This is a genomic window from Alkalihalophilus marmarensis DSM 21297, assembly GCF_000474275.2.
Lineage (GTDB): Bacteria > Bacillota > Bacilli > Bacillales > Bacillaceae_D > Alkalihalophilus > Alkalihalophilus marmarensis.
Genome location: NZ_ATAE01000005.1, coordinates 90873 through 117465, shown reverse-complemented (window position 1 = coordinate 117465; position 26593 = coordinate 90873). Strand labels below are relative to the sequence as shown.

The following is a 26593-nucleotide window of genomic DNA, read 5'->3' as shown; positions in this document are numbered from 1 at the left end:
GTGGTTATTTCCTAGCAATGATGGCTACCCAGTCATCCATTTCAATCACTTCATCAATGGTAAAGCCAGCAGAAACTAAAGAATCTTTTACTTCTTGTTTTTTACGCTTAATGATTCCAGATGTAATAAAAGCACCGCCTGGTTTAAGAATCGCTGCCGCATCTTGAACAAATTGAACAATCACTTCCGCTAAAATATTGGCAACTACTAAATCATAGCTTCCATCAATTTGCTCAAGCAGGTTGCCTTGACGAACTGTTACGGTATCATGTACCTGATTTAACTCTACATTTAATGCAGCACTATCTACCGCTACTTGATCCAAATCTAGGCCGATTACACGTTTTGCGCCCAGCTTTGCCGCAGCGATACTTAATACACCTGAGCCTGTCCCTACATCAATGACTTCTTCCCCGCCCTGCATGACACTTTCCAATGCTTGAATACAAAGAACGGTTGTTGGATGAGTTCCTGTTCCAAAGGCCATACCCGGGTCAAGTTCAATGATCATTTCATCTTCTGTAGGAGTGTAGTCTTCCCATGTTGGTGTGATTGTAATGGATTTAGAGATTTTAACAGGCTTATAGTATTTCTTCCATGCAGTAGCCCAGTCTTCTTCGTTCACTTCTGCTAGTTGAACGCTATTGCGGCCAAGATCAATCTCATATGTTGTTAAACCGTTTATTGATGCTTTTACTTCATCAATGGTCTCAAGTAAAAAGCTGTTCACCGGAAAATAAGCTTTTACAATGACGCCGTCTTCTGGGTAATCATCAGGAGAAAGTTGATAAATTTCGCCGTAGTGCACACCCCAGTCTTTAATCAGGTCAATCGGGTCCTCAATCACAACTCCGCTCGCTCCTGCTTCATGCAAAATATTACACACTGGTTCTACCGCTTCCTCTGTCGTATGGATACTAAACTCCGACCATTTCATTCTTGCCCAACTCCATCCTTATCATTTTTCCTAAGTCATTTCCCAAATACAGACGTCACATAACAGGGAGAAAGCAGCAAAGGGCTAGTGTCCTTTGCTGCTTCGCTTCATTTTGTTATAAACCAAACATTAATCGCCTTTAAACGCACGTTTTACTTTTGCAAAAAAGTTATCATTTTGCTCATCAGGCTGTCCGCCTGACATTTTAGCAAATTCACGAATCATATCTTTCTCTTTTTCAGTTAAGTTCTTCGGAGTCACTACACGTACTTGTACATGTTGATCTCCTTGACCACGCCCATGTACGTTCGGTACACCTTTTCCACGTAAACGGAAGTTAGTACCCGTTTGCGTACCTGCTGGGACTTTAAGTTTCACTTTGCCGTTTAATGTAGGGACTTCAATCTCATCACCTAATGCTACTTGAGCAAATGTAAGAGGCATTTCGCAGTAAATATCATCCCCGTCACGCTCAAAGAATTCGTGCGGTTTCACATTAAAGACGACAAATAAGTCACCCGGAGGTCCACCGTTTACACCAGCTTCTCCTTGTCCAGATACACGGAGCTGCTGTCCGTGATCAATACCAGCAGGAACTTTCACGCTGATCTTTTTACGCTTGCGGACTTTTCCTTTTCCGCCGCAAGTAGAACATTTATCCTTAATGAATTTACCTGTTCCGTCACAATGATGACATACACGACGATTCACAACTCGGCCAAATGGTGTATTCTGCTCCACATTCAGTTGTCCAGCCCCGCCGCAGTGTGAACAAGTTTCAGGCTTCGTTCCAGGCTTAGCACCTGATCCTGTACATGTTTGACAGGTTTCTTCACGAGGAATTTCAATTTCAGTATCTTTTCCGAAAACGGCTTCTTTAAACTCAAGTGTCATCGTATACTGAAGGTCTGCTCCTTGACGAGGAGCATTTGGATTGCGGCGACCGCCTCCACCACCAAAGAACATATCAAAGATATCACCAAATCCATCAAAGCCGCCAGCTCCGCCGCCGCCAAAGCCTTGGTTTGGATCAGTGTGACCGAATTGATCATAATGCGACTTCTTTTGTGGATCGCTTAATGTATCATAGGCTTCTTTTACTTCTTTAAATTTATCTTCTGCATCCGGTGCTTTATTGACATCTGGATGATACTTGCGAGCAAGCTTACGATAAGCTTTTTTCACTTCATCAACAGATGCATTTTGATCGACACCGAGAACTTCATAAAAATCACGTTTACTCATGTCAACACTCCCGATTCTATTCCATAACGTACATCATATCATTACCCGTTTAAGATGCGCAAGCACTTTAAGTGCCCAAGCTTTCAAGTCATCTCAGAGAAAAAGTCAAAGTCATACAAGCTGACTTTGACTTTTCAAAGAGGTCTTACATTTCATTATGAATGTACTGCTGTCTTACTTTTTCTCTTCTTCTTTTACTTCTTCGTAATCAGCATCGACTACGTTATCATCTTGCTTTGCATCTGCACCTTCAGCACCTTCTGCTTGTTGTGCAGCTTGAGCTGCTTGCTCATAAAGCTTTGTTGATAGAGCCATAACAATTTCTTGCAGCTCATCTTTAGCCGTTTTGATTTCTTCAAGATTGTCAGCTTCGATTGCTGCTTTCAATTTATCTTTTGCCGCTTCTGCTTTATCTTTTTCTTCTTGCTCCACATTATCGCCAAGATCTTTTAATGTCTTTTCAGTAGTGAACACTAATTGATCTGCTTCATTGCGCAGCTCTACTTCTTCACGACGCTTCTTATCTTCCTCAGCGTTCGCTTCCGCATCTTTCACCATTTTTTCGATCTCTTCGTCAGATAGACCTGATGAAGAAGTAATCGTGATCGATTGCTCTTTATTTGTTCCAAGGTCTTTTGCTTTAACATTTACGATACCATTCGCATCAATATCGAATGTTACTTCGATTTGAGGAACTCCGCGTGGGGCTGGAGGGATATCTGTTAATTGGAAACGGCCAAGTGTTTTGTTGTAAGCAGCCATTTCACGCTCACCTTGTAGTACATGAATGTCTACAGACGGCTGGTTATCAGCAGCTGTTGAGAATACTTGTGATTTAGATGTAGGAATCGTTGTGTTACGGTCGATTAATTTTGTGAACACTCCGCCCATTGTCTCAATACCAAGTGATAATGGAGTAACGTCAAGTAATACAACATCTTTTACATCTCCAGTTAATACACCAGCTTGTACAGCAGCACCAAGAGCTACTACTTCATCTGGATTAACTCCTTTATGAGGGTCTTTACCAGTTAATTTCTTGATTGCTTCTTGAACAGCAGGAATACGAGTAGATCCACCAACTAGAACGATCTTGTCAATCTCGCTTGCAGATAGACCAGCATCTTGCATCGCACGGCGAGTCGGGCCTAATGTACGCTCTACAAGATCAGAAGATAATTCTTCAAATTTAGCACGGCTCAGGCTTAACTCTAAGTGCTTAGGACCTGTAGCATCTGCTGTAATGAATGGTAATGAAATTTGTGTTTGCGTTACACCAGAAAGATCTTTTTTAGCTTTTTCAGCTGCGTCTTTTAGACGTTGCATAGCCATTTTATCTTGAGAAAGATCAATTCCGTTATCTTTTTTAAATTGGTCTACAAGGTGGTTGATGATCACTTCATCAAAGTCATCTCCACCAAGCTTATTGTCACCAGAAGTTGCTTTAACTTCGAAGAAACCTTCTCCAAGCTCAAGGATTGACACGTCAAACGTACCGCCGCCAAGGTCATAAACAAGAATTGTTTGATCTTCTTCTTTTTCAAGACCATATGCAAGTGCAGCTGCCGTTGGCTCGTTGACAATACGCTCTACTTCAAGACCAGCAATTTTACCAGCATCTTTTGTCGCTTGACGTTGTGAATCATTGAAGTAAGCAGGAACTGTAATAACAGCTTTTGTTACTTTCTCGCCAAGATATGCTTCTGCATCAGACTTTAATTTTTGAAGGATGATTGCAGAAATCTCTTGTGGAGAATACTCTTTACCATCGATTGTTTCTTTATAATCTGTTCCGATATGACGCTTAATTGACATAATTGTGTTAGGGTTAGTGATTGCTTGACGCTTCGCTACTTCCCCTACTTGACGCTCACCGTCTTTGAATGCCACAACAGAGGGTGTTGTACGGTTACCTTCTGGATTAGGGATAACTGTTGCTTCCCCGCCTTCCATTACTGCCACACATGAGTTAGTTGTACCAAGGTCAATTCCAATAATTTTACTCATTTTATATGCCTCCTAGTTTCAATCGTTTAATTTATATAGATCTATGTAAGGATTACGCGTTTACTTTGACCATAGAAGGTCTTAAGACGCGATCCTTTAATTTATAACCCTTTTGTAATTCTTCCACGATTTGATTTGATTCAAACCCGTCTTCACTTACCTGCATTACTGCTTGATGCAAGTGCGGATCAAACGATTGTCCCGTTGTTTCAATTACTTCAACACCTTCATTTTTAAGTGTATCTTTTAATTGACGGTACACCATTTCCATACCGCTTAGAAGAGATTGTGCTTCTTCTGATTCAGGCTTAACGAGAAGGGCACGCTCAAAATTATCAACAACTGGAAGTAAACCTTCAATTAGTGCTTGAGAGCGATATTTTGCAGCCGCCTCTTTTTCTTCGCGAGAACGGCGACGGAAATTATCATAATCAGCTTGAACACGCAGCATACGATTGTTTAACTCCGCAACTTGTGCTTCAAGGGGATTTTCTTCTGCTTCCACCACTTCTGTTTCATCAGATGCTGATGCCTCGTTTTGATCTGTATCAACTGCTTCTTGCTCAGTATCTTCTGCTTTTAGTTCATCTTCTAGTGTGTTTGTGTCTTTTTCAGTCATCTGTTTCACCTCCTACCGAAATCAAGTCGTCTGCTTTTAGCAGGCTCTTTATAAAAAACGCTACGTTATTCGCAACTGTTTCTTTTTGACCAATCATATACAGTCACTATTTTTACCATCAACTAACAATATTACCACTTTTAACTTTCGTGATACAAGTTAGTTAGAAGCTTTGTTAAATCTTTTGAAACCGAGTCTACCACTCCGATAACACGACGGTATTCCATACGCGTCGGTCCTAAGATACCGATTGTTCCCATATGCTTGCCGCCAATCGAATATGTCGCTGTAATCATGCTGCATGAATCAAAGGCTTCAAGATTGTTTTCCTGCCCTATTTTCACCTGTATTCCTTGATGTGGAGCACGAAGAATCTGCTGCATCAGCTGATCTTCTTCAAGCATGTTTAACAGCATTCTTACTTTATCAACGTCACGAAATTCTGGCTGCGATAAAAGATTCGTTTTACCGCTGTAGAAGACTTTTTCTGAACGTTCATTAGTAAGTGAGTGTTCAAGTGAAGACAGGATCTGTTCATAATTTATAACATGTGCACGCATCACTTTGCTCACTTCTGTATTCAATTTTTGACGAAGCTTAAATAGCGGGACACCCATTAAGCGGTCATTTAAAATGTTAACCACTCGTTCGATATCAGAAGCCTCAATCGTATCTGGCAGCTGGATCGTTTGATTTTCTACATGTCCTGTGTCAGTTACCAAGATAAGGATAGCCGACCCTTTTGCAAGGGGAATGATCTGAAGCGAGCGAAGCTTAGCTTCAAACATTTCAGGGCCTAGAACAATCGAAATATAGCTTGTCATATTAGACAATAGCTTTGCTGACTGTTGAATGACTTGTTCAATCTCCTGCATTCGATCAGAAAAGATCGTACGGATATTAGCTTGCTCATCTTCAGTCAGATCATGAGGCATGAGCATGTTATCAACGTAATACCTGTACCCTTTTTGAGATGGAATACGTCCTGCAGAGCTGTGAGGCTTCTCTAAAAAGCCGAGTTCCTCTAGGTCAGCCATATCATTTCTAATCGTTGCTGGACTAAACGTTATATCTTCTCGCTTAGAGATGCTGCGAGAACCGACTGGCTCTGCCGACCGGATATAATCATCAACTATGGCGTGCAGAATTAACAATTGTCTATCTGTTAACATCTCTCATCACCTCTGTTAGCACTCACAATGATCGAGTGCTAAATCTAATGATAAATTATCAAATAGGTCAGGATTTGTCAACTTCAAAACAATATTTCTTCTAAAATAAACGTACGATTTTTTTGCTAATTCTCTAACACAGCAAGAAACTGTTCAAATACTTCATTGGCTAACAACAATCCCTCGTTTGTCAGCTTTAGCATACCTTGCTCACCAACTAGCAATCCTCGCTCAGATAAATCCTTTATTTGATCGTTATAGAGCTTTTTAAGGTCTTTGTCGTAGCGTTTAGATAACTCCTCAAGATCTACCCCGTTAAGCTTTCTCAGGCCCATAAACATCGCTTCTTCAATTTGTTCTACTCTGCTGACTTTATGTTCATTAAGGTAAGGTAGCTTCTTTTGATTTACAGCTTCTATATACTTTGGCACCGGCCCAATGTTTTGATGGCGAACGCCATTTACATACCCGTGAGCCCCAGCACCGAAACCATAATATTCGTCGTTATTCCAATAAACGAGATTATGCTTACTCTCACGTCCAGGCTTAGAGAAGTTGGAGATTTCATATTGTACGAATCCATGAGCTTTCGTACGTTTTCTAAGCTCTTCATACATTGTTACCTCATCTTCTTCAGGAGGCAGACTTAATTTCCCCTTGCGCTGACGATTAAAAAACACTGTTTTCTCTTCAATTTTTAATGAATAAGCAGACAGATGTTCTACCCCTAATTCAGCTGCTTTTTCAATCGTATCAATAAATTGTTCGACCGATTGATGCGGCAGACCAAACATTAGGTCAAGCGATAGATTATCAAAGCCCGCTTCTCTGCTCCGCTTAACAGCGTCATGCACACTATCACTTGAGTGCGTTCGGCCGATCGCGTCTAATAGTGATTGATCGAAAGACTGCACCCCGATGCTAAGACGATTCACACCGAATTCTTTCATGACAGCAAGCTTTTCTTCTTCACTGCTATCTGGATTAACTTCTACCGTAAATTCCTCAATCTGCTCCATAGGAAGGATCGAATGCATTCCGGCAAATAGAGTTCGTAACTGAGCAGCCGATAAAGCGGTAGGGGTTCCACCGCCGACATAGATTGTTTTAAGCTGATCGGGCTTTGCTTCATTAATCGTCATATGCATTTCGTGAAGCAGTGCTTGAATGTACTCATCAACCGGCTGGTTTTTCAAAAATACTTTATTAAAATCACAATAGTGACAGATATGCTCACAAAAAGGGATGTGAATATATGCTGCTGTCCTCATATTATTCCTCCTGCTAACAATAAAACCGCAGGAATCCCTGCGGTTATCATTGTATTATTCATCCATACGAAGAACGGCCATGAAGGCTTCTTGCGGTACTTCCACGTTACCGACAGACTTCATTCGCTTCTTACCTTCTTTTTGCTTCTCAAGAAGCTTACGTTTACGTGAGATATCCCCGCCGTAACATTTAGCAAGTACATTTTTACGCATCGCTTTAATCGTAGATCTTGCAATAACTTTTTGTCCAATACTAGCTTGAACAGGCACTTCAAATTGCTGACGAGGGATTAACTCTTTTAACTTTTCAACTATGATTTTGCCTCGGTCATAAGCTGAATCGCGGTGAACAATAACCGATAGGGCATCGACCTTCTCACCATTTAACAAAATATCCATTTTAACCAGCTTAGATTGTTTATAGCCGATCAACTCATAATCAAATGAAGCATAACCTTTTGTATTTGATTTTAATTGATCAAAGAAATCATAGACAATTTCAGATAAAGGAATTTCATAGACAATTTGTACACGGTTCTCATCTAAGTATTGCATGTCAATAAAAATTCCACGTTTACCTTGGCAAAGCTCCATTACTGAACCTACATAATCATTTGGAACCATCACTTTCGCTTTTACATAAGGCTCTTCTACATAATCAATCTTTTGTGCATCAGGCATATTAGACGGATTATCAATTTGAAGGTCTTCCCCACTAGTCAGCTGAACCTTGTACACAACACTTGGTGCTGTAGTGATAAGAGAGATTCCAAATTCACGTTCAATACGCTCTTGAATGATTTCCATGTGTAAAAGTCCTAAGAATCCGCAGCGGAAACCAAAACCTAGCGCTTGAGATGTTTCTGGCTCATATTGCAATGATGCATCATTTAACTCAAGACGCTCAAGAGCTTCACGAAGGTCATTGTAATCATTGGTATCGATCGGGTAAAGACCACAGTATACCATCGGATTCATGCGACGGTAGCCTGGAAGTGGCTCTGGTGCCGGGTTCACAGCATTCGTAATTGTATCACCGACACGCGTATCGCCGACATTTTTAATTGCTGCCGTTAAAAATCCTACATCTCCGACAGTCAGCTCATCACGTTTTTCTGCTTTTGGCGTAAATACCCCAATTTCAGTTACTTCAAATTCTTTTCCTGTAGCCATCATTTTAATCTTCTGGCCAGGTTTCACTGTACCGTCAATTATACGAATATAAGCTACGACACCGCGATATGAATCATATAGTGAATCGAAAATTAAGGCTTTAAGCGGTGCGTTCGGGTCACCAGTTGGTGCAGGCACCTTTTCGACCACTTGCTCTAAAATCTCTTCAATTCCAATTCCATTTTTTGCAGAAGCAAGTACAGCATCAGATGCATCAAGACCGATTACATCCTCTACCTCTTGTTTCACGCGCTCAGGCTCTGCACTCGGAAGGTCAATTTTATTGATGACCGGCAAGATCTCAAGATCATTATCAAGGGCTAAATAAACATTGGCAAGAGTTTGCGCTTCAATGCCTTGTGCTGAATCAACAATTAACAAAGCCCCTTCACAAGCTGCTAAACTTCTCGATACTTCATATGTAAAATCTACATGTCCTGGAGTATCAATTAAGTGAAAAATATATTCTTCGCCGTCTTTAGCTGTATAGGTTAATTGAACAGCATTTAATTTAATTGTAATTCCGCGTTCGCGCTCAAGGTCCATTGCATCGAGCGTTTGGTCTTTCATTTCACGGTCAGTCAGGGCGCCTGTTTTCTCTAAAATACGATCAGCTAACGTTGACTTTCCGTGGTCAATGTGAGCAATGATCGAGAAATTTCGGATTTTCTTCTGGCGCTCTATGCGGTCATTGTTATTCATAAGTTGATCACTCCTACTAAATCGTGCCATATACACTATTTCTCATTATACCAATCGTTTAGACCGTCTTCAATACACAGATTAGGGTTAGCCTAAAATCTTAACTTATTTGCTATTAAAAAGATCTTTATTTTCTATTTAAATGATCTAATTTACAGAAATAGGGAAGTCCCTATAGCATGTCTTTTTTATTATCATATGTTAATACTAAAAGGTTTGTTAAAGAGGTGAGCCCTTGTCAAAAGAAGAGTTTGAACGACTTATGAGTTTATTAGATGTCATACAAGAAATCGGATCAAAAGAATTATTTTCAAACGTAATTGACGGTGTGAACCGGGATCGCTACAACCTTATCCGCACCTATTTCGACGGATGTATCGATAATATCCCCATAAAAGAAAAAAGAGAGTAGCAGCTATTATTCGCTGCTCTCTCCATTTAACACTTCATGAACAAATGTCATCACTTGGGTAAGTGCCATCCGGCTTATTTTGTTTGCTCCTTCAGCAACACCTGTGCCAAGCTCAGAAAAAAAGTTAAATCTTCCTACATCTTCTGCTTTTTGGCGCTTTTCAACTAATTGACTTTTAGGATCTACAGGTTGTTCCCTTTTTGCACTTATTGCCTCAGGTTCTGACGGGGCACCTGCCGCTTCACTCTCCTTGAGTTCAAGAGGAACTGGCTTTGTGATCCCTAGTTCTTCGTTCATATGCTGAATGCCAAATAGAGAACCAAGCAACAAAGTTACGAGTATGAACGTGATCACAAAAACCAGTTTCTTAATCATTACTTTTCCTCCTCTTCTCCGTCTGCTGCGCTTACATCCACCGCTTCTTCTGTTTCTACATCGTCTGTACCATCTACCGCCTCTGCATTCCAATAATAATCAGCAAACACATCAGCCAACGCTTCTGCAGAACGATAGACCTCTTCTAATGAGTTGTGCACCCCGCCAAATTCAACAAGCATCGATTGTTTCGATAAATCTTGATTAAATTTACCATTGGTACCTCGGCCTGCTTTTAAAATAACCCCACGGCTAAGTCCAGGATATTTCTCTTCAAGCATCTCATGCAGCTCTTCTGCTAATTTAAGATTATGTTCATAATTTGAATGATCGCCGCCTACTACAAATACTGTCCGTCCATACTCAACACCATTAATGGTTACAGTCGTTTTATCCCTTGAGAGCGTATCACGGTGAAGATCAAAGAAAAACTGCAGGTCATCATTTTGCGCTATGGCTTCTTTTACAAATTCACGAGATGCATCATATGATTGTGCGTATTGCCAGCCTCTATTTTTTAGAGCACCTTGCACATCACGTTCCTCTATTTCTGTTCCGATCCCTCTTTTTTCAAGTTCTTGAGATAACTTCTCTCCAACTAAAGTGATATTCACCTCACCATGAAAGGCTTCATTTACTACGTCTGTTTTAAGCTCTGGTAAAAAAGATTCGGTATTATGAGAATGAATAATATGCGCTACTTTTCTGCCATCTGTCGAGCCTTGCAAATTATCTCCTGCCTGCTTTAATTCCTCAAGCTTTGCTAAACTTTCTTTTGTCGCCTCGCGCTCTGCCATTATTACTTCTAGAGGGGGAGCAGACTCAAAAGGCAAGTTTGTATAATCTGTTCCTTCACCCGCTACAATAATCTGGCCGTCAAATAATGAAAAGCCTGGCAGCTCTCGACCCAACAGACTTCTTGGATCATCCGGATTAATACTTGTCGCCACTTGAAACGCTACACCAGAGAGACTCATAGCCTCAGCATCAGATGGAAGCTCTTGTTTAAAATACTGATTCTCCATTCCCAGAAGGTGAACAAAGTCTTCTCCTTCCAGACCATTTGCCCATTGATTTATAGAGGAAGAAGCCATTCCATATCCGGGCTCAAAGGAAGTGAGTACACCTGTAAATATAAAAAGGGACATCACGCCAACTATGATTAATGCAGTTAGACGTTTCAAGCTCGTCCGATTGACTTTTACGGTAAATCCATGAAATCCCCGTCTTCGCATCTTCTCATCCTTTCATGTTTGCTTGTCCACACGTACAATTACATGATTAGACCTTGTAATTGAGATATATGCTTTTATGAGACAGGGTAGAACGTATAATTATATACAGGTATGTATTTTCTCAATATAAAAAGCCTCTCTCCATATGGAAAGAGGCTTTCTGCATTAATGTGTGTAGGAACCAACATTATCTTGATTCACTTTTTTGTGAAGAGCTGCGTTCAGGCCTTGCGCAATGACATTGGCCATATCATCAATAAAAACATCAACTTCTTTTGGAGTAACCATTAAATTATGTCCAAGCGGAGAGAGGACTTCTCTAATCAGCTGACGTTTCTCTTCTTCTGGAAGCGTGCCGACCATTCCGAGAATTGTTTGCTTTTTCTCGTCATTTGGCAGATCTTCATCCGTTAATACCCGCTTCTCTCCAAATGTCATCCCCGCTGGGGCAAGGGAACGAGACGGAGCATTCCCTTCTTTCATTTCTCGGCCAAAATGCTTTAACACATAATCAATCGTATCACTCGTAATTGACACCGCATCGACCACCGTTGGAATCCCAACAGCAATAACCGGAATCCCAAGCGTATCCTTGCTCAGCTCTTTTCGTTTATTCCCAACCCCGCTTCCGGGATGAATGCCCGTATCAGAAACTTGAATCGTCGCATTCACGCGCTCAATTGAACGTGAGGCTAAGGCATCAATCGCAATCACGAAGTCAGGCTTTGTTTTTTCAATAATACCAAAAATCACATCACTCGTTTCTATCCCCGTCAGCCCCATTACTCCGGGGGTGACTGCACTAACAGGACGATAACCTCCTTGAACCTGTTCAGGAGCAAGTTCAAATAGATGGCGAGTAATTAGTAAATTTTCTGCTGCAATTGGACCTAGCGCATCAGGCGTTACATTCCAATTCCCTAAACCGACCACCAAACATGTATCTTCTTCTTTAATGCCGATATCGGTCATAAACTGATGAAACTGACTTGCAAAAACTTTCTCCATTTTTTCTTGAATGTCAGTATCTTTCTTTCTGATTCCTTGAGATTCAAATGTTAAATAAGAGCCTTGTTTTTTTCCAAGACGCTTTGCCCCTACTTCATCAATAATTACTTTAATTACTTTTACATCATCAATCACTTCTTCTTCAATCTGCACACCGCTTACATTTTGTGCTTCTTGTTCTCCTGGAGCCTTTCTCTCTTGCTCTTCAACTGCTAATTGATGAGCTTCCACAGCTAGATCAGTGCGTATTTGATATTGTTCAAGGTTTAATTCTTCAGGCATTCGGATCACCCTCCTCATTCTACTCTTAGCAAATAGCTTCTCCATTGGTTTTTGTTTTCATTCTTTCTATTGCATTTGTTCGTTGTTTTTGATAGAATGCAGATTGTTGTATTGATGATGCCAACGGGTGTCGTCACGGCCTTGAATAAAGGATGCGAAACCGTTCATAACATAGAGATGGACTGGTTACAAAAGAGGACAATCGTTGTTTAACCAGGAGGTGAAAGGTATGCCAAATATTAAATCTGCAATTAAACGTGTGAAAACAAACGACAAGCGTCGTGCGCAAAACATCGCTGTTAAATCTGCTCTACGTACTGCTATCAAGAACTTTGAAGCTAAAGTTGAAGCTGGTGAGCAAGAAAATGCTCAAGCAGCATTCGTTGATGCAGCGAAAAAGCTTGACAAAGCAGCAAACAAAGGTCTTATTCATAAAAATGCAGCTTCACGTCAAAAGTCTCGTCTAGCTAAAAAGCTTAACGGTCTTTCTGCATAATGAACGAAAAAAACGACTCATATAAAATGAGTCGTTTTTTTATGATTATAAATCTTGAGTCATCTTCATTAATAATAATTCCACCGCCAATACTTTCTCCATCTTTCCTGATTTAATCGCATAATCGGTATCAGCTGCCGCTTCAAGAAGGGTTAAAAGGGACTTATCCTCAAATTGACTGACCTTTTGGCTGGCAAGTTTAACAGCATACGGGTGAAGCTTTAATTGAGCCGCAATTTGTTTCTGTGAATAGGCTTGTTTACTTAACCCCTTCACTTGATAATAAATTCGAAACTGTCTTGCTAGGAGCGCTAATATCTTTAATGGATCTTCTTTTTGTTTTAACAAATCATGATATATGACAAGTGCTTCGTCTAAACGCTTGTTCACAGCAAAATCAATTAAGGCAAACACATCTTGCTCAAGAGTGCGAGCAACAAGCAAATCAACCTCCCGCGGAGTAATCTCTCCTCCCTCACCTACATAAAGAGCAAGCTTTTTCAACTCTGACGCTGCTAGAAGCAAGTCAAATCCAAGCCGTTCAACCAGACGTTCCTGTGCTTCTTTTGTTATTTGGAGATGGTGGCTGGCTGTCTGCTCTTCTATCCACTGCTTCATCATTCGGTCATCAAATGGAAGAGCTTCAATTACTGTTGCTTCTTTTTTTAATCGTTTGGTAATTTTTTTCCTTTCGTCTAGCTTTTCATAAGGGGCTACAAGGATGAGCGTTGACTCAGGAGAAGGATTTTCTATATATTTGATTAACACATCAATATCATGCTCGATTTTCACGTCTTGCCTTTGACTGGTAACGGCTTGAAAATCTTTCACAATAACCACTTTATTCGCCCCTAAAAAAGGCAGTGTTTCCGCTTCTTGAACAGCAAGCTCTATTGGCGTTTCTGAAAAGCTATATGTAATAACATTCATATCTGAACCATCTTGACCGACTACTTGATCTAATACTTGCTGCGAAAAATCTTCAATCAAAAATTGTTGCGTACCATGTATAAAATAAACGGGTGAAACCTTACCACTTTTTACCTCTTTTTTTGCTTGCAAGTAATTCATTACACATTCCCCAATTTCATTGCAATATTCTTATCGATTTATGGATAATCTATGAGTGTAGTCAATCGGAAATTGACTGCTGACTTTCGATACCCTTCTTTAGCTTAGAAAAAAACGCCGGCCATTACAAGTTAAATATTGAGTAAGTGTATTGAGTACATTTACTTTGCAAAGCTAGTTAGTGAAAACAAGAGAAAGGGGTCCGGCCCCCATGTGCCAAACCCCCATTTATGATAAACGTCATGATCCGAGATCCCGGGTACCCTCGTTCATGACGATAATCATGACCGCCTTTCACTAGTTATGATATCCTATGCAGATTCAAACTATAGGTGACAACTCTTTACAATGCAGGCAGATCCATCTCAAGATGAACAAATTATTGAACATTTCTTGATTAAGGATAATTGTTTGAGGAATCGATATAGCTTTTTTTGGTGGCTTGGCTTATACTAAAGGTTGAAAAAAGGAGGGGTGCCAGATGAATCATTTTGAAAAAGACGTACAAAGTAAACGTAATGATGCGATTGATTCTGGTGTTGCCTTTGTTGTTTCTTTTGGCTTCTTTGCAACGATTTTTATCATTGCATCTATTGTTGATGTATTCTCAGGATTTTAAGCCGAAAAAACACAGGCATGAAAGGTACCATCTGATTGGTACATAAGCAGAGGAGCAAGTTAATCTTGCTGCTCTGCTTTTTTATATGAGGAAAATATAATCTTCATTTTTTCTTGGTATAGATGCAGTTGAACAGCACCTTCGAGATCCGTTCTAATCACCTGAATATTGTGGTCAAAAAGGCGTTCGGTTACCTCTGGATGTGGATGATTAAAGCGATTGTTTCGTCCTGCTGAAATCAATCCCATATTTGGTTGAACCTGCGTTATAAATGCCTCTGTGGTGGATGTTTTACTGCCGTGATGACCAACCTTCAGGATATCAGCTTGAAGATCAGGAAAGGTCTGAATCAACACCCTCTCCCCTTCTTCTTCTAGGTCACCTGTAAATAACAGCCTTACTCCTTCTATCTCTGCAAAAAGGACAATAGATCGGTTATTTAAATCTTGTTCATCACCAGACGGAGACAATACGATAAAACGAGAAGATTGAGCCCTCCAAGCATCCCCTTTCGAAACAAAGTGAATCTTAGTACCTTTCTTGTACAATTCCCGTAGTAACGCTTGTTCAAACTCTCCTTCTACCGTTCCTGCACTATATAAAAGTTTCTTAATCGGCACCTCATCAGCTAATGCAAAAGCTCCTCCAATATGGTCCATGTGACCATGCGTCAGAATCAATGTATCAACTTTTCGGATTCCCTTAGCCCTCAAATAATCAACGACTACATCTCGCCCTACATCATAAGTAGAACTTCTCTCCCGCCACTTCTCATTGGAGAAATGCAGTGTACCTCCTGCATCAATGACATACACTTCACGGCGTCTCGGAAGCTCAATAATAAAGCTGTCTCCTTGGCCAACATCCAGCATCGTCACCACGGCCTCCTTTTTTAAAAAAGGCCCTGCCCATTGACTAATTACAATCCACAAAAGACCGCAGATTAACAGTTTCCACCAGCCTCTCTTCCCTGCTTCCCACAAAAGGATCGATGCTGTAAACAATAGGATGGATCCAAATAAAGCTACTGCATTCGGTTTACCTGTAAGTACCGTAAATAATGAAAAACCATCTAGACGAACCAGCCATTCATGTACAGGAGGAACCGTCATTTCTAAAAGCAGAAAAGGGAGGTTGATATTTGATGGAAGAATTAATGAACACAGCACGCCTAGAAAGGCTAATGGTAGGACAACAAAAGATATAAAGGGGATATAAATGAGATTAAGAAGAAGAGAAAGCAATGAAAAACGATAAAAGGATAGCAGAATCAGCGGAAGAGATGCAAGCTGCGCGAGTGTCGTTACTGCTGCCAACCTTGCAATATTATGCGAATAGCGATTCATAATGATTGGTGCAGAAAGGATAAGAACAAACGAGGTAAGAAAAGAGAGTTGAAAGCCCAACTGAAACAACGCAAACGGTTTTAATGCTAAATAAAGAAGGAATACAGCCGTAATTGAAATCAGAGGCGGCACAGTTTGTTTAAAGCGTAAAAATAAGAGTACAACGATCGTCATAAACGACGCACGAACGACCGAGGGTGCCCCGCCTGCAATAATCATATAGATTGGTAAACTTATACAGAGTAGCTCAAGTGCCCTCTCACGGGTAATTCCTGACCTTAGCAATATAAAAAACAATACAGACACAACCAACCCTACATGCAGACCAGAGACCGCGAGGAGGTGTATAACACCTAATGATTGATAAGCCCGAAGCACATCTTTTTCAACAAACATCCTCTCACCAAATACTAAAGCGACGATGATCCCTGCCGAGCTTTCCTCCGCCTGCTCTACTATTTGTTTAATTTGTTGGCTCCTAAATGCTTGTATTTTATTATAAAATCCTGAACTGCTTGACTTGCATGTAAGCGAGGAGAGATTCGGCGTCATGATCCAGTGTATGTTTTGTTCGTATAAAAAAGTTTTATAATTGAATTGATAAAAATTTGTGGGGGACCGCGGAGAGCGTAATTTCCCTTCAATGCGACAAAGGTCTCCAGGAGCTAGCGTGCGAAGAAAAGCTTGCTGGGCCTCACTTTCAATAAATCCATGAACTTGGATCATTTCATGTTGTATGCTTTTTACCTTCATAGATAATGAATCACCATCAACATAAACAAGTGAGTGGATAGTAGCGTCAATAACTGTCTCATCACCTGAATAAACCGATACATGACGCGCCTCTGCAAGTGTGCCTATGCCTGCGTAAAGACTAAAGAAACTTACAGCAATCAACCCATTGATTCGTATAGACTTTACATGCATACATAACAACAGCAGGAGAGCGATACAGACAATATAAAAAGAAAGGCTCGGCCCTTTTAAGATGAAAACGAGACCGAGCACACTAGAAATGGCAGCAATCACACTATAAACCATAGAACCCCCTTATGATTTAGGCGGATATAGAGAATCCACTTCGGCGCGTAGACCTTCCCATTCAGCCTCATTCATGCCAAGACCTTTTAATTTGGTTAACAATGTTTCTGTTAAATCCTGTTTTTCATTTTGGTGAATATCAAGAACAGGGTTTTCAAGGACCACTTGTGATACTTCTACACCAGCCTCTTTAAAAAGCTCAACGGCATATGGATGGTTCTTATAATCACTTGCATAAAATACTTTTTTAATCCCAGCCTGGATAATGGATTTCGTACAATGCACACAAGGGAAGTGTGTAACATAAAGCTCCGCTCCCTCTGTCGGCACGCCGAATTTTGCACATTGCAATAATGCATTTACTTCTGCGTGAATTGTCCGGATACAATGATGATCTACAACATAACACCCTTGATCAATGCAATGATCACTGCCAGTAACCGATCCATTATACCCCCCTGCAATAATCCGTTTTTCTCTTACAATCGTGGCACCGACCATTAGGCGGGTGCACGTGCTTCTTAATGCTAATAAATGACTTTGAGCCATAAAATATTGATCCCATGATATACGTTCCATCTCTTCACTCCCCTTGCATAGTAGCCACTACTAGTGTAGAGAACAGATACAAAGGAAGTCAATGACTTATTGTACCGTCACTAATTCTTGAAGCTTCTCAAATGACTTAGGCCCTATACCTGATACATTCATCAGCTCTTCTACACTCTGAAAAGCTCCTTGTTCTTCCCTGTAACTGAGAATAGCTTCTGCTTTTGCCGGTCCGATTCCAGGCAATGTTTCGAGCTCCGCTTGGCTCGCTTTATTTAAGGAGATTTTAGCGCCAGCTACGTTCGAACTTTGTGTTTCTGCTCCCATCGTTAAAGGAATCTCTTCTTCCCCTAAATAAGGAACATAAATGACCATTTCATCAACTAAAAGCTGGGCTAAATTAATACCGTCACCAAACGCGTCAGGCAGCAGCCCTCCTGCTGATTCAATCGCTTCAAATACTCTGCTCCCTTCATGTAATTGATACACTCCTGGTCTCATAACTGCACCCTTCATATCAACGGTCACAACGCCAGGGTCAGCTGCCGCTTCTATTTCTGGCTTATCTTCTTCAAGCTCTTCAGCAAAATTCCAATTCATTTCTTCTATTTCCTCCTCCCCTATATTGCTAAAATGCAGAAATAACACTACACTTACAATTAGAGCAATGCCTGTTAAAATAACCGCTACAATATGTTTTGGCCAATTAGCAATCAAAAGAATAACCTCCATCATGTTATTAGAAAGGAAGACACTAAAATGAGCGTACATTTACAAATTGCTGAGCAAGTAACAAACCATCGCAGAGCACAAAAGGAATTTCTAGCATTAGATGAGAAAAGAGAGGCGGCCATCGACCGGGTAGTAGAAGACGCTAAGAAAGGTTTACATATTTCGCTGAATGAAGTAAATGCGATTACAAAGGAGATGAATCAAATTGCTCAAGACTTTTACTTCCCTCCTAGAAAAGAAGTAACGACCGATATGGTACGAGAATACATAAATAAATCCAAATAATAAAGACACATACTTACCCTGCCTTCTTCATACGCTTGTGATAACGATATCGTTTTGGGACGTTTTGGAGAAGGAGGGGATTTTCAGATGAGGGTTGGAATCATTGGGCTTGGCAGTATGGGGACGATTTTACTTGAGTCATTTCTTGATTCCGGAGTAATAAAAGAGAAAGATATAACCGTAATCAATCGTACAAAAGAAAAAGCCTTAAAAGCAAAAGAGGCGTACCCTGCAATTCATGTAGCAGATACAATCGCTGAAGCAGTCAAACGCTCTGATTATTTTTTTGTCTGTGTCAAGCCGCTTCAGTTTGCATGTGTGATTGATGAAATAGCTCCGGTCTGTACACAAAAGCAATTATGCATCTCTATTACGAGTCCAATCTCTGTAGAATTGCTTGAGAGTAAAGTTGACTGTAAAGTAGCCCGTATTATACCGACCATTCTTAACCGTGCCTTAGCAGGTTCTACACTGATCAGCTACGGCAAGCGCTGCACCACGGAAGACCAAAAACAAGTGCATGCCTTTATGAGTCATTTCTCAGAACCACTTGAAATTGAGGAAAACATTACTCGGGTATCTTCAGATATCGTAAGCTGCGGGCCGGCTTTTTTCAGTTATTTATTACAACAGTTTATTGACGGGGCTGTGAGACAAACAGAGATATCTAAAGAAGACGCCACTACTCTTGCGACAAATATGATCATAGGTATGGGCCGCCTGTTAGAGCAAGGACACTATACCTTACCTACCTTACAAGAACGAGTTTGTGTGCCGGGGGGAATTACCGGAGAAGGGATTAAAGTACTCGAACAGGAAGTTGGTCATATGTTCGACCATTTATTTCAGCAAACTCATGCAAAATACTATCACGAACAAAAGAAAATACTTGAAGCCTTCACAAACCAAGCGACAAATAAATAAAAAACAGGGGAAAGCATTGCTTCCCCTGTTTTTTTCGACATTAATTCACATTATCCTCTTTTTTTCTTTCGCGCAGCAAAGAAAATTCTCATGCTTTCTTCTGAAGGGATCTCTGATGAAAAGTCGGCAGTCACCGCTTCGACCTCAAAACCAGCCTCAAGAAGCCATGTCGTGTACTCTTCTACTGAATAGGTACGTTGTTTATGAAGCTCTTCATATCTTTCATATAAGCCGTTTTCTTGCTTAACAAAAAAAGTGAGTTCATGCTCTACACTATTCTGATGCTCACCAGGAAAAGAATGCCAGATATATGAAATCTCTTCCTCAGAATCTGCAAACGTTTGACCAACGAATTCATCCTCAATTTTTGAAATCGAGTGGACATCAAATAAAAGCCAGCCGTTATCCACCACATTTTGTGACACAGAATGGAGGGCTGCTTTAACATCATCAGGCGTCTCTAAATAATTTAGCGAATCGCAAAAGATCGTTGCCACATCATATTGACCTAGATCACCGAGCTTTCGCATATCCTGATGGATCAGGAGCGGGGAAACTCCTTTTTTCATACATTTATCTCGTGCAACAACGAGCATCTCACTTGATAAATCTACCCCAGTAACATCAGCACCCTCATCAAGCATCGAAAGAAGAAGCTCTCCTGTACCGCACCCGACATCTAGGATCTGAATTCCTTCTAAATAATCAACACCTAGTGTTTTTTTTGTAAAAGAAAGCCACTCATCGTACGGTGCATCAGCCATCAACTGATCATACAGAGCAGCAAAAACTTGATAATTCATTTTTTCTCCTTTAAATACGTCCAGCCATCGCGCTGCTCAACTTTTCCTTCTTTTAGAAGCTTACCAAGTGCACGCTTAAATGCTGCTTTACTTATGTTGAAGCGGTGCTTAATATCCTCTGGCTGAGACTTGTCCCAATAAGGCATTTGACCGCCGCGCTCTTCCATGTAACGAACAAGTTTAGTCGCATCATCTTCTTGACGCTCTGAGCGCAGAGGATGCATCGTGACATTTAGACGACCGTCTTCTCGCACATAGATAACCCGAACGGTTACTTCTTCCCCGTAACGAGGCTCTCTCGTCATTTCATTGTCATGGAGATACGCTAAATACCCTTCCTCTGTAAGTATAGCTGCTCCCTCATCGAGATAATGATAGACACGGCCTTTTACTTCTTTATTCATGAGGATATCAGATGCCTTTTCCGATTGTTCTTCAATCGGCAGACCCTTGACCAGGCGAGCCATTAAACGTCCTTTTTTATCCCATGTATAGGAGACAGGCAGTACATCATCAGGCTTTGGCCATAAATTACGGTCACTAGGCAATTCATCCATTGATAAAAATAAATCGCGTGAGATTCCATTAAATAAGAATACACCATGTCCAGTTTTAATCGAGACTACTTTCAACCAAGCAAATCCTTCGCCTTGTACAATCGGTTGTTTCATTGTGGCAGATAAACGCTTATCATGGTCATGATATAAGAAAACTTCAATGTCCGAGCCAATTTCAACCGCTTCTTCTCCTTCGATGTCATTTTGATGAAGAAGAATATCTGTATTGCCATCACTCAAGAAATACCCAAACTTTGCCTGACGAGCTACTTTCAGTGTCACGGTATAGCCAGGTTTTAATTCCATTAACTTAAGACCCTTTCGATTTCAATTGTTGGCGCATCTCCCCAAAGTTTCTCTAAGTTATAGTACGTACGCTCATCTTTATGGAAAATATGGACAACAACATCTCCAAGATCCACTAATACCCAGCGCGCTTGATCAAATCCTTCAAGACGTTTAATTTCAATTCCTTCTTCTTGTGCCACTTTTTTAAGTTCATGAGCAATAGCTTGAACTTGCTTTTCAGAATTACCATGGCAGATCACGAAATAATCAGCAATTAATGAAATCCCCTTCATATTTAATCCGACGATATTTTCAGCACGCTTATCGTCAATTGCATTAATAGCTAGTGTTAGTAATGTTGATTCACTCATTTATCCAAACTCCTTTTTGTTTTAATTAATTGATTGTATGTGTTTAATGTGTCAGGATACACAGGCTGTCTTCGCTTCATTAGAAAAGTAATCGTATTTTCAAGTGACTTTATAATCGCTTCATCTAAATCTTTTTCACTTAGCTCACGAACTTCAGATACTCCCTTAAACTGTCTTCCTGGCTCAATATAATCAGCAAGGAAAACAACCTTTTCAAGCAAGGTCATATCAGGCTTGCCTGTTGTGTGGTACCGGATGGCATTTAAGACCTCTTCATCTTTGATGCCGACTTCCTCTTTTACATAGTATGCACCACATGGGGCATGAAGTAACTCATCTCCATACCCTAACACATCTTTTTCTTTCAAAGTTGATTGTACGAGGTCTCGCATTTCTTGTTTGTCTCGAAATTTTGCATAGTCATGAAAAATCGCTGCAAGCTCTGCCTTGTATTGGTCCGCTCCGTATCTTTTTGCAAGTGAAATCGCCGTCTCCACAACACCAAGAGTATGTTGATAGCGGTGTTCGGTTAAATGAGGCTTTACTTTATTAAGTGCCGCTTCCCTCTCCATACAACCTACTCTCCTTTATCATCTCTGCTACTTCATCTTGAACGAAATAGCGTATCGATTTACCTTCTTTTACTCTTTGCCGTATATCAGTAGAAGAGAGATCGATTGGCGGAAAATCAATATGGATAAGATGATCCTTATACACAGGCGATGGAGAATACCCAGGCCTGTTCACCCCAATAAACGTGATGAGGTTTACAAGTTCTTCAATTCCAGCCCAGGTTGGCAAAGACTCCACCATATCTCCGCCGATAATAAAGAAGAATTCATGAGCCGGGTATTCCTCTTTCAATTGCTTCACTGTATCAATTGTATACGAACGGCCGCCTCGATCTCTCTCTATTGTAGATACATGAAAATGTGGATTGCTCCTTATCGCAACCGTCACTAATTCAAAGCGTTCATCTACTGAAGACATGTCTGAACGCTTTTTATGAGGCGGAGTAGATACTGGAATGAACCAAACCTGATCAAGTTCACACTCCACTCTTATATGTTCAGCTAACATCATATGGCCATGGTGCGGCGGATCAAAGGTCCCTCCAAACAATCCAATTTTCATCATCCCTGTCTCCTTTACATCTCTTAGGTTATGGAAGAATGATTTCTTTGTTTTCTTTTGATTCTTTATAAAGAACAATCGTGTTTCCAATGACTTGGACAAGCTCTGCTTTTGCCCCTTTTGATAATTCCTCTGCTACATCGTCCTTATCAAATTCGCAATTTTGCAGCACGCTTACTTTGATTAATTCTCTTGATTCAAGAACATCATCGATCTGTTCAATCATGTTTTCATTTACGCCACCTTTTCCAACCTGAAAGATTGGTGTTAAGTGATGTGCTTTTGATCTTAAAAAACGTTTTTGCTTACCTGTTAACATAGTTTTTTACCCTCCAAGTGTTTTGAGTACGATATTTGTCATTCGTTTCCGGTCTGGCTTGATGCCTGTCCAATATTCAAATGACAGGGCACCCTGATTTACAAACATCCCCACTCCATTTACTGTTGTTGCGCCGCTCTCTGCAGCTTCCTTTAAGAAAGCTGTTTCTAGCGGATTATAGATTAAGTCACTCACTATCGCTTTATCTTTCAATTTCCTAAGAGAGATCGGTATTTGTTCAGTGTAAGGACTCATTCCGACAGATGTTGTATTTACAATGAGGTCGAACTTCTCCAGCCCATTCTCAGCTTCACTAAGTGTCATAGCGTTTGTTTGATCCTGATTAGTAGAAATAAGATTCAAAAGAGTATCTGCTTTTTCTTTTGTTCGATTAGCAACAACGAGACTCGACACACCTGCACCTAAAAAGGAAGCACATACTGCTCTTGCAGCTCCTCCCGCTCCAATTACTAATATGTTCATATCCTTTACGTTTGACGGCAGATAAGACTCTATCGACTGCATATAACCAGCACCATCTGTATTATATCCTACAAGTTTCCCGTTGTGTCTAACTATGGTATTAACAGCCCCAATCCTTTCTGCTTCCCGATCAATTTCGTCTAAGAAATTCATGATCGCTACTTTGTGTGGGATCGTAACATTAACACCATCTATTTCGCCTTTACGAATCTTCTCTGTCACTTCTTCAAGGTCTCCTGCTTCCACATCTAGTGCCACGTAATCTGCATCTATTTGACAATCTTTAAAAGCGTCATTATGCATCTGCGGTGACAGGGAGTGTGCTACAGGATGTCCAATCAGTCCAAAACGTTTCCCCATGCTTAGTGCTCCTCTCTATCTGTTACGAGATAATCGAATCACGAATGGATACGCCTACGCCCTTAGGTGCATAAGCTTCTACTTTTACATTTCGGTCATTGACTGTTATCCAGCCAAGACCAGAGATAACAATATCACTTTTTATATCTTTAATGGTAAATTCATGTTTTACAAGCGGAGGGAAATCAACCATGCTTTCTTTTCCTGGCGGTGTTAATAATTCACCTAGGTGATTTTGATAAAGCTCCTCTGCTTTCTCTCTTTTTGTACGATGGATGTTTAGATCATTAGAAGTGAAACAAGTAAAAGATGATCGCTCACCAGCTACAAAATCAAATCGAGCCATTCCTCCAAAATAAAGCGTTTGTCCTTCATTTAATTGAAATACCATTGGCTTGATTTCTTTTTTAGGTGTAATTTGCTTAAGTTCTTTTTTATCAACAAAGTGAGCCATTTGATGATGATTGATGATTCCCGGTGTATCGTAAAGCGCCGATCCATCATCAAGCGGGATATCAATCATATCTAGTGTGGTCCCTGGAAAATGAGATGTCGTTATTAACTGTTCGGTATCTCCGCCGAACTCTTTAATAATCCGATTAATAAATGTAGATTTTCCTACATTCGTACAGCCAACGACATAGACATCACGTCCATCACGCAAGCGGTCAATCTCAGAAGCAATATCTAGTACCCCTTCACCCTTTTCTGCACTCATTAGAAGAACATCAACAGGCTTGAGGCCGTTTTCCTTAGCAGATTTCTTCATCCAGTTAATGAGACGGTTTCTTTTTAAGGATTTAGGCAGTAGATCCACTTTATTTCCAACTAGCAAGACATCATTATTCCCTACAAACCTGTGCAGACCAGGCAGCCAGCTTCCATTAAAATCAAAGATGTCTACCACTTTTACAATTAGAGAATCTGTATGCCCTAGTGTATTTAACAACTTCAGAAAATCATCATCTGTTAATGAAACATCTTGTACTTCATTATAATGCTTTAACCTAAAGCAGCGTTGACAAATAATAACCTCTCGCTCTAGTGCGGATTTAGGTGCATAACCTGTCTCGTTTTTATCTTCTGTCTGAATCTGTACACCACAGCCAGCACATGTGATCGTTTGTTCTTCCATATTTACTCCTCCCATTGAATCATTCCACGTTTTCGCATCCAATTTAATACGACACGTTCCATCCTGCGATTTAATTTTGTGGCCAAACCATCCGTTTTCGCTACTGGCACAACCAAGATCGTTTGCAGTCCAGCTCTGTTTCCGCCAAGAACATCCGTAAAAATTTGATCACCAACAACAACGGTCTCCTCAGGCTGAAGATCCATTTGACGACAAGCTTGCCTAAATGCTCGGCGCATTGGCTTTCTCGCATTATGAATAAATACGACTTCTTCGGGGTCAGCAAATACTGAAACTCTTCTTCTGTTATTATTTGAGACAATCGTAACGTTCATGCCATATTCTTGAAGCTTCTTAAACCATTCTCTTACTTCGGGTGTTGCTTCAGGACGATCCCACTCAACAAGCGTATTATCCAGGTCTGTAATCACGCCTTTGATGCCAGCTTCCTTTAATTCTTCAAGGTTAATTTCAAAAATACTTTTTACGTACTTATTCGGTAATAGGTTCTTTAGCATGACTTCACCTCATTAACAAGCAACATCGCTATTTTTATGTTCTATCCATATAACTCTTTGCATACCTAAACAGATCAGGGCAAACTTTTCCATTTATAAACGTAGTCAAACCATAACTATACCGTCACATTTGAAAATTTTCAACGCATTTCCTTTATTTAATTTAATAACCCTTTCCACTGATTATAAAAACATAAAAAACTTTTCGACAAATTACGCCATACCTCTACACTGTGGATAACGTTATACACTTATCCCCCTACTAATTATAAGGTTTATTTCCACTAATAAACAATTAACCCACAACTTATCCACCGCTAAATGTGGATAAACAGAACGATTGTTCTCTTTTAGAAGACGTGGTAATATTTAGGTACAGACAAGCATAACTGTATATACAGCTTACAGACTAAGAACCTACATACTATGCAAACTTTCTTTTATATAGAACAAACTTGATGAGACAACCTTGATAAATGATCGATTGACTACTACATGTCTAAGGAGGTGAACTCACTGCAGCAGCGGTGAGAAGGGGATGAATAACTTATCTGATGAACTTTTAATTGAAACGTATTACAAAGCAATCGAACTTGACCTAAGCCCTGATTTTATTGAATTAATTCGTATAGAAATCAGCAGACGTTCATTATCAGACAAAATTAAACTTTCATCTTAAGCTTTCATTTAAGCTTAAAACCTACACACCTTAAGACAATACAGAAGTACGAACGCCCAAGATTATGCTTAATATACACACCACATAAAAGGAGAGCTTCCTACTCAGGAAGCTCTCCTTCTTCGTTTAGCCAATTTCGTGTTTGAATGACACGAAGATACTCTCTCGGCCCAAATGTTTGTGCCTCCGCCCGGTATTCTTGAACCCCAAATTGCCCTGGAATTTCTTTAATACGATTATGAGTCATCTCTTCATTAAACCCGTCAGCAAAAAATCCTGCTACCAAAATAGTTGCAAAGATGACCAAACTAATGATGCTTTTATTTTTAGTAGACACTTTAACCACCATTCCCTATCCTCTTATTACTTATAGGGTTGCATCTTCACACAAAAATTATACATCACACACTGAATTTGGAAGAGAATAACCTCTCTTCATCATTAA

30 protein-coding genes are annotated in these 26593 nt (G+C 40.3%); 6 read left to right on the top strand and 24 right to left on the bottom strand.

What is annotated here, in order from left to right; all coding sequences use genetic code 11:
* Positions 1-4: 4 nt before the first annotated feature.
* The 7 genes from prmA to lepA all read right to left on the bottom strand — a co-directional run bounded on the left by prmA (position 5) and on the right by lepA (position 9126).
* A complete protein-coding gene (prmA, locus tag A33I_RS01945) occupies positions 5-937 on the bottom strand; it encodes a 50S ribosomal protein L11 methyltransferase (RefSeq protein WP_012958087.1) in 933 nt (310 codons plus the stop codon).
* 129 nt (positions 938-1066) lie between these two features.
* Positions 1067-2182, bottom strand: coding sequence for a molecular chaperone DnaJ (gene dnaJ / locus A33I_RS01940; protein ID WP_012958086.1), 1116 nt, complete (start codon positions 2180-2182; stop codon positions 1067-1069).
* A 174-nt stretch (positions 2183-2356) separates the two neighbouring features.
* Positions 2357-4189 (bottom strand): molecular chaperone DnaK, encoded by a 1833-nt coding sequence (gene dnaK / locus A33I_RS01935; RefSeq protein WP_022626795.1) that lies wholly within the window; start codon positions 4187-4189, stop codon positions 2357-2359.
* 52 nt (positions 4190-4241) lie between these two features.
* Entirely contained in the window at positions 4242-4808 is a 567-nt protein-coding gene (gene grpE, locus A33I_RS01930) for a nucleotide exchange factor GrpE (RefSeq protein ID WP_012958084.1), read from the bottom strand.
* A gap of 140 nt (positions 4809-4948) precedes the next feature.
* Entirely contained in the window at positions 4949-5980 is a 1032-nt protein-coding gene (gene hrcA, locus A33I_RS01925; protein WP_022626793.1) for a heat-inducible transcriptional repressor HrcA, read from the bottom strand.
* Between the two features lie 125 nt (positions 5981-6105).
* The gene (hemW, locus tag A33I_RS01920) at positions 6106-7251 is read right to left on the bottom strand and encodes a radical SAM family heme chaperone HemW (RefSeq protein ID WP_022626792.1); all 1146 of its coding nucleotides are present in this window, start codon (positions 7249-7251) and stop codon (positions 6106-6108) included.
* A gap of 54 nt (positions 7252-7305) precedes the next feature.
* A complete protein-coding gene (lepA, locus tag A33I_RS01915) occupies positions 7306-9126 on the bottom strand; it encodes a translation elongation factor 4 (protein ID WP_022626791.1) in 1821 nt (606 codons plus the stop codon).
* Positions 9127-9361: 235 nt separating this feature from the next.
* On the opposite strand from lepA, the gene A33I_RS20725 reads away from it, so the two are divergent.
* Entirely contained in the window at positions 9362-9538 is a 177-nt protein-coding gene (locus A33I_RS20725; protein WP_022626790.1) for a hypothetical protein, read from the top strand.
* Positions 9539-9544: 6 nt separating this feature from the next.
* On the opposite strand, the gene A33I_RS01910 is transcribed toward A33I_RS20725, so the two are convergent.
* From A33I_RS01910 to gpr, 3 genes are all read right to left on the bottom strand, one after another.
* A complete protein-coding gene (locus A33I_RS01910; RefSeq protein ID WP_022626789.1) occupies positions 9545-9913 on the bottom strand; it encodes a DUF3679 domain-containing protein in 369 nt (122 codons plus the stop codon).
* Positions 9913-11148, bottom strand: coding sequence for a stage II sporulation protein P (locus tag A33I_RS01905; protein ID WP_022626788.1), 1236 nt, complete (start codon positions 11146-11148; stop codon positions 9913-9915). Before A33I_RS01905 ends, A33I_RS01910 begins: the two co-directional genes overlap by 1 nt.
* Positions 11149-11313: 165 nt before the next feature.
* The gene (gpr, locus tag A33I_RS01900; protein ID WP_022626787.1) at positions 11314-12438 is read right to left on the bottom strand and encodes a GPR endopeptidase; all 1125 of its coding nucleotides are present in this window, start codon (positions 12436-12438) and stop codon (positions 11314-11316) included.
* Between the two features lie 229 nt (positions 12439-12667).
* Between gpr and rpsT the strand changes: the two genes are divergently transcribed.
* Positions 12668-12934, top strand: coding sequence for a 30S ribosomal protein S20 (gene rpsT, locus A33I_RS01895; protein ID WP_012958075.1), 267 nt, complete (start codon positions 12668-12670; stop codon positions 12932-12934).
* A 45-nt stretch (positions 12935-12979) separates the two neighbouring features.
* Here rpsT and holA read toward each other — a convergent pair whose 3' ends face one another.
* A complete protein-coding gene (gene holA / locus A33I_RS01890) occupies positions 12980-14005 on the bottom strand; it encodes a DNA polymerase III subunit delta (protein WP_022626786.1) in 1026 nt (341 codons plus the stop codon).
* Between the two features lie 481 nt (positions 14006-14486).
* On the opposite strand from holA, the gene A33I_RS20095 reads away from it, so the two are divergent.
* The gene (locus tag A33I_RS20095; protein ID WP_012958073.1) at positions 14487-14624 is read left to right on the top strand and encodes a YqzM family protein; all 138 of its coding nucleotides are present in this window, start codon (positions 14487-14489) and stop codon (positions 14622-14624) included.
* 59 nt (positions 14625-14683) lie between these two features.
* On the opposite strand, the gene A33I_RS01885 is transcribed toward A33I_RS20095, so the two are convergent.
* The 3 genes from A33I_RS01885 to A33I_RS01875 all read right to left on the bottom strand — a co-directional run bounded on the left by A33I_RS01885 (position 14684) and on the right by A33I_RS01875 (position 18277).
* Positions 14684-17011 (bottom strand): DNA internalization-related competence protein ComEC/Rec2, encoded by a 2328-nt coding sequence (locus A33I_RS01885; RefSeq protein ID WP_022626785.1) that lies wholly within the window; start codon positions 17009-17011, stop codon positions 14684-14686.
* Between the two features lie 9 nt (positions 17012-17020).
* Complete coding sequence (locus A33I_RS01880) at positions 17021-17590, bottom strand: ComE operon protein 2 (protein ID WP_022626784.1); 570 nt, start codon at positions 17588-17590, stop codon at positions 17021-17023.
* Positions 17591-17656: 66 nt separating this feature from the next.
* Complete coding sequence (locus A33I_RS01875) at positions 17657-18277, bottom strand: helix-hairpin-helix domain-containing protein (RefSeq protein ID WP_022626783.1); 621 nt, start codon at positions 18275-18277, stop codon at positions 17657-17659.
* A 42-nt stretch (positions 18278-18319) separates the two neighbouring features.
* On the opposite strand from A33I_RS01875, the gene A33I_RS01870 reads away from it, so the two are divergent.
* Both A33I_RS01870 and comER read left to right on the top strand, forming a co-directional pair.
* Entirely contained in the window at positions 18320-18577 is a 258-nt protein-coding gene (locus tag A33I_RS01870) for a YpbS family protein (RefSeq protein ID WP_012958069.1), read from the top strand.
* Between the two features lie 87 nt (positions 18578-18664).
* On the top strand, positions 18665-19501 hold the full coding sequence (gene comER / locus A33I_RS01865) for a late competence protein ComER (protein ID WP_022626782.1): 837 nt from the start codon (positions 18665-18667) through the stop codon (positions 19499-19501).
* Positions 19502-19551: 50 nt separating this feature from the next.
* Here the strand turns inward: comER and A33I_RS01860 are convergent, their stop codons facing one another.
* Genes A33I_RS01860 through A33I_RS01820 form a run of 9 tightly spaced genes read right to left on the bottom strand, consistent with a single transcriptional unit; the run spans position 19552 to position 25469 of the window.
* On the bottom strand, positions 19552-20304 hold the full coding sequence (locus A33I_RS01860; protein WP_022626781.1) for a class I SAM-dependent DNA methyltransferase: 753 nt from the start codon (positions 20302-20304) through the stop codon (positions 19552-19554).
* Positions 20301-21167, bottom strand: coding sequence for a CvfB family protein (locus A33I_RS01855; RefSeq protein WP_022626780.1), 867 nt, complete (start codon positions 21165-21167; stop codon positions 20301-20303). Before A33I_RS01855 ends, A33I_RS01860 begins: the two co-directional genes overlap by 4 nt.
* The gene (rsfS, locus tag A33I_RS01850; RefSeq protein WP_022626779.1) at positions 21167-21520 is read right to left on the bottom strand and encodes a ribosome silencing factor; all 354 of its coding nucleotides are present in this window, start codon (positions 21518-21520) and stop codon (positions 21167-21169) included. The genes A33I_RS01855 and rsfS overlap by 1 nt, the downstream gene beginning before the upstream one ends.
* Positions 21517-22092: a bis(5'-nucleosyl)-tetraphosphatase (symmetrical) YqeK gene (yqeK, locus tag A33I_RS01845; RefSeq protein WP_022626778.1), complete on the bottom strand. Its 576-nt coding sequence runs from the start codon at positions 22090-22092 to the stop codon at positions 21517-21519. The genes rsfS and yqeK overlap by 4 nt, the downstream gene beginning before the upstream one ends.
* A complete protein-coding gene (locus tag A33I_RS01840; RefSeq protein WP_031311340.1) occupies positions 22070-22657 on the bottom strand; it encodes a nicotinate-nucleotide adenylyltransferase in 588 nt (195 codons plus the stop codon). The genes yqeK and A33I_RS01840 overlap by 23 nt, the downstream gene beginning before the upstream one ends.
* A 25-nt stretch (positions 22658-22682) precedes the next feature.
* Entirely contained in the window at positions 22683-22973 is a 291-nt protein-coding gene (gene yhbY, locus A33I_RS01835; RefSeq protein ID WP_022626776.1) for a ribosome assembly RNA-binding protein YhbY, read from the bottom strand.
* 6 nt (positions 22974-22979) lie between these two features.
* Complete coding sequence (gene aroE, locus A33I_RS01830) at positions 22980-23816, bottom strand: shikimate dehydrogenase (RefSeq protein ID WP_022626775.1); 837 nt, start codon at positions 23814-23816, stop codon at positions 22980-22982.
* A 22-nt stretch (positions 23817-23838) separates the two neighbouring features.
* On the bottom strand, positions 23839-24951 hold the full coding sequence (gene yqeH, locus A33I_RS01825) for a ribosome biogenesis GTPase YqeH (RefSeq protein ID WP_022626774.1): 1113 nt from the start codon (positions 24949-24951) through the stop codon (positions 23839-23841).
* A gap of 2 nt (positions 24952-24953) precedes the next feature.
* Positions 24954-25469: a YqeG family HAD IIIA-type phosphatase gene (locus A33I_RS01820; RefSeq protein WP_022626773.1), complete on the bottom strand. Its 516-nt coding sequence runs from the start codon at positions 25467-25469 to the stop codon at positions 24954-24956.
* Between the two features lie 538 nt (positions 25470-26007).
* Between A33I_RS01820 and A33I_RS01815 the strand changes: the two genes are divergently transcribed.
* Positions 26008-26148: a sporulation histidine kinase inhibitor Sda gene (locus A33I_RS01815; RefSeq protein ID WP_022626772.1), complete on the top strand. Its 141-nt coding sequence runs from the start codon at positions 26008-26010 to the stop codon at positions 26146-26148.
* Positions 26149-26248: 100 nt separating this feature from the next.
* On the opposite strand, the gene A33I_RS01810 is transcribed toward A33I_RS01815, so the two are convergent.
* A complete protein-coding gene (locus A33I_RS01810) occupies positions 26249-26497 on the bottom strand; it encodes a hypothetical protein (protein ID WP_022626771.1) in 249 nt (82 codons plus the stop codon).
* Positions 26498-26593 lie beyond the last annotated feature (96 nt).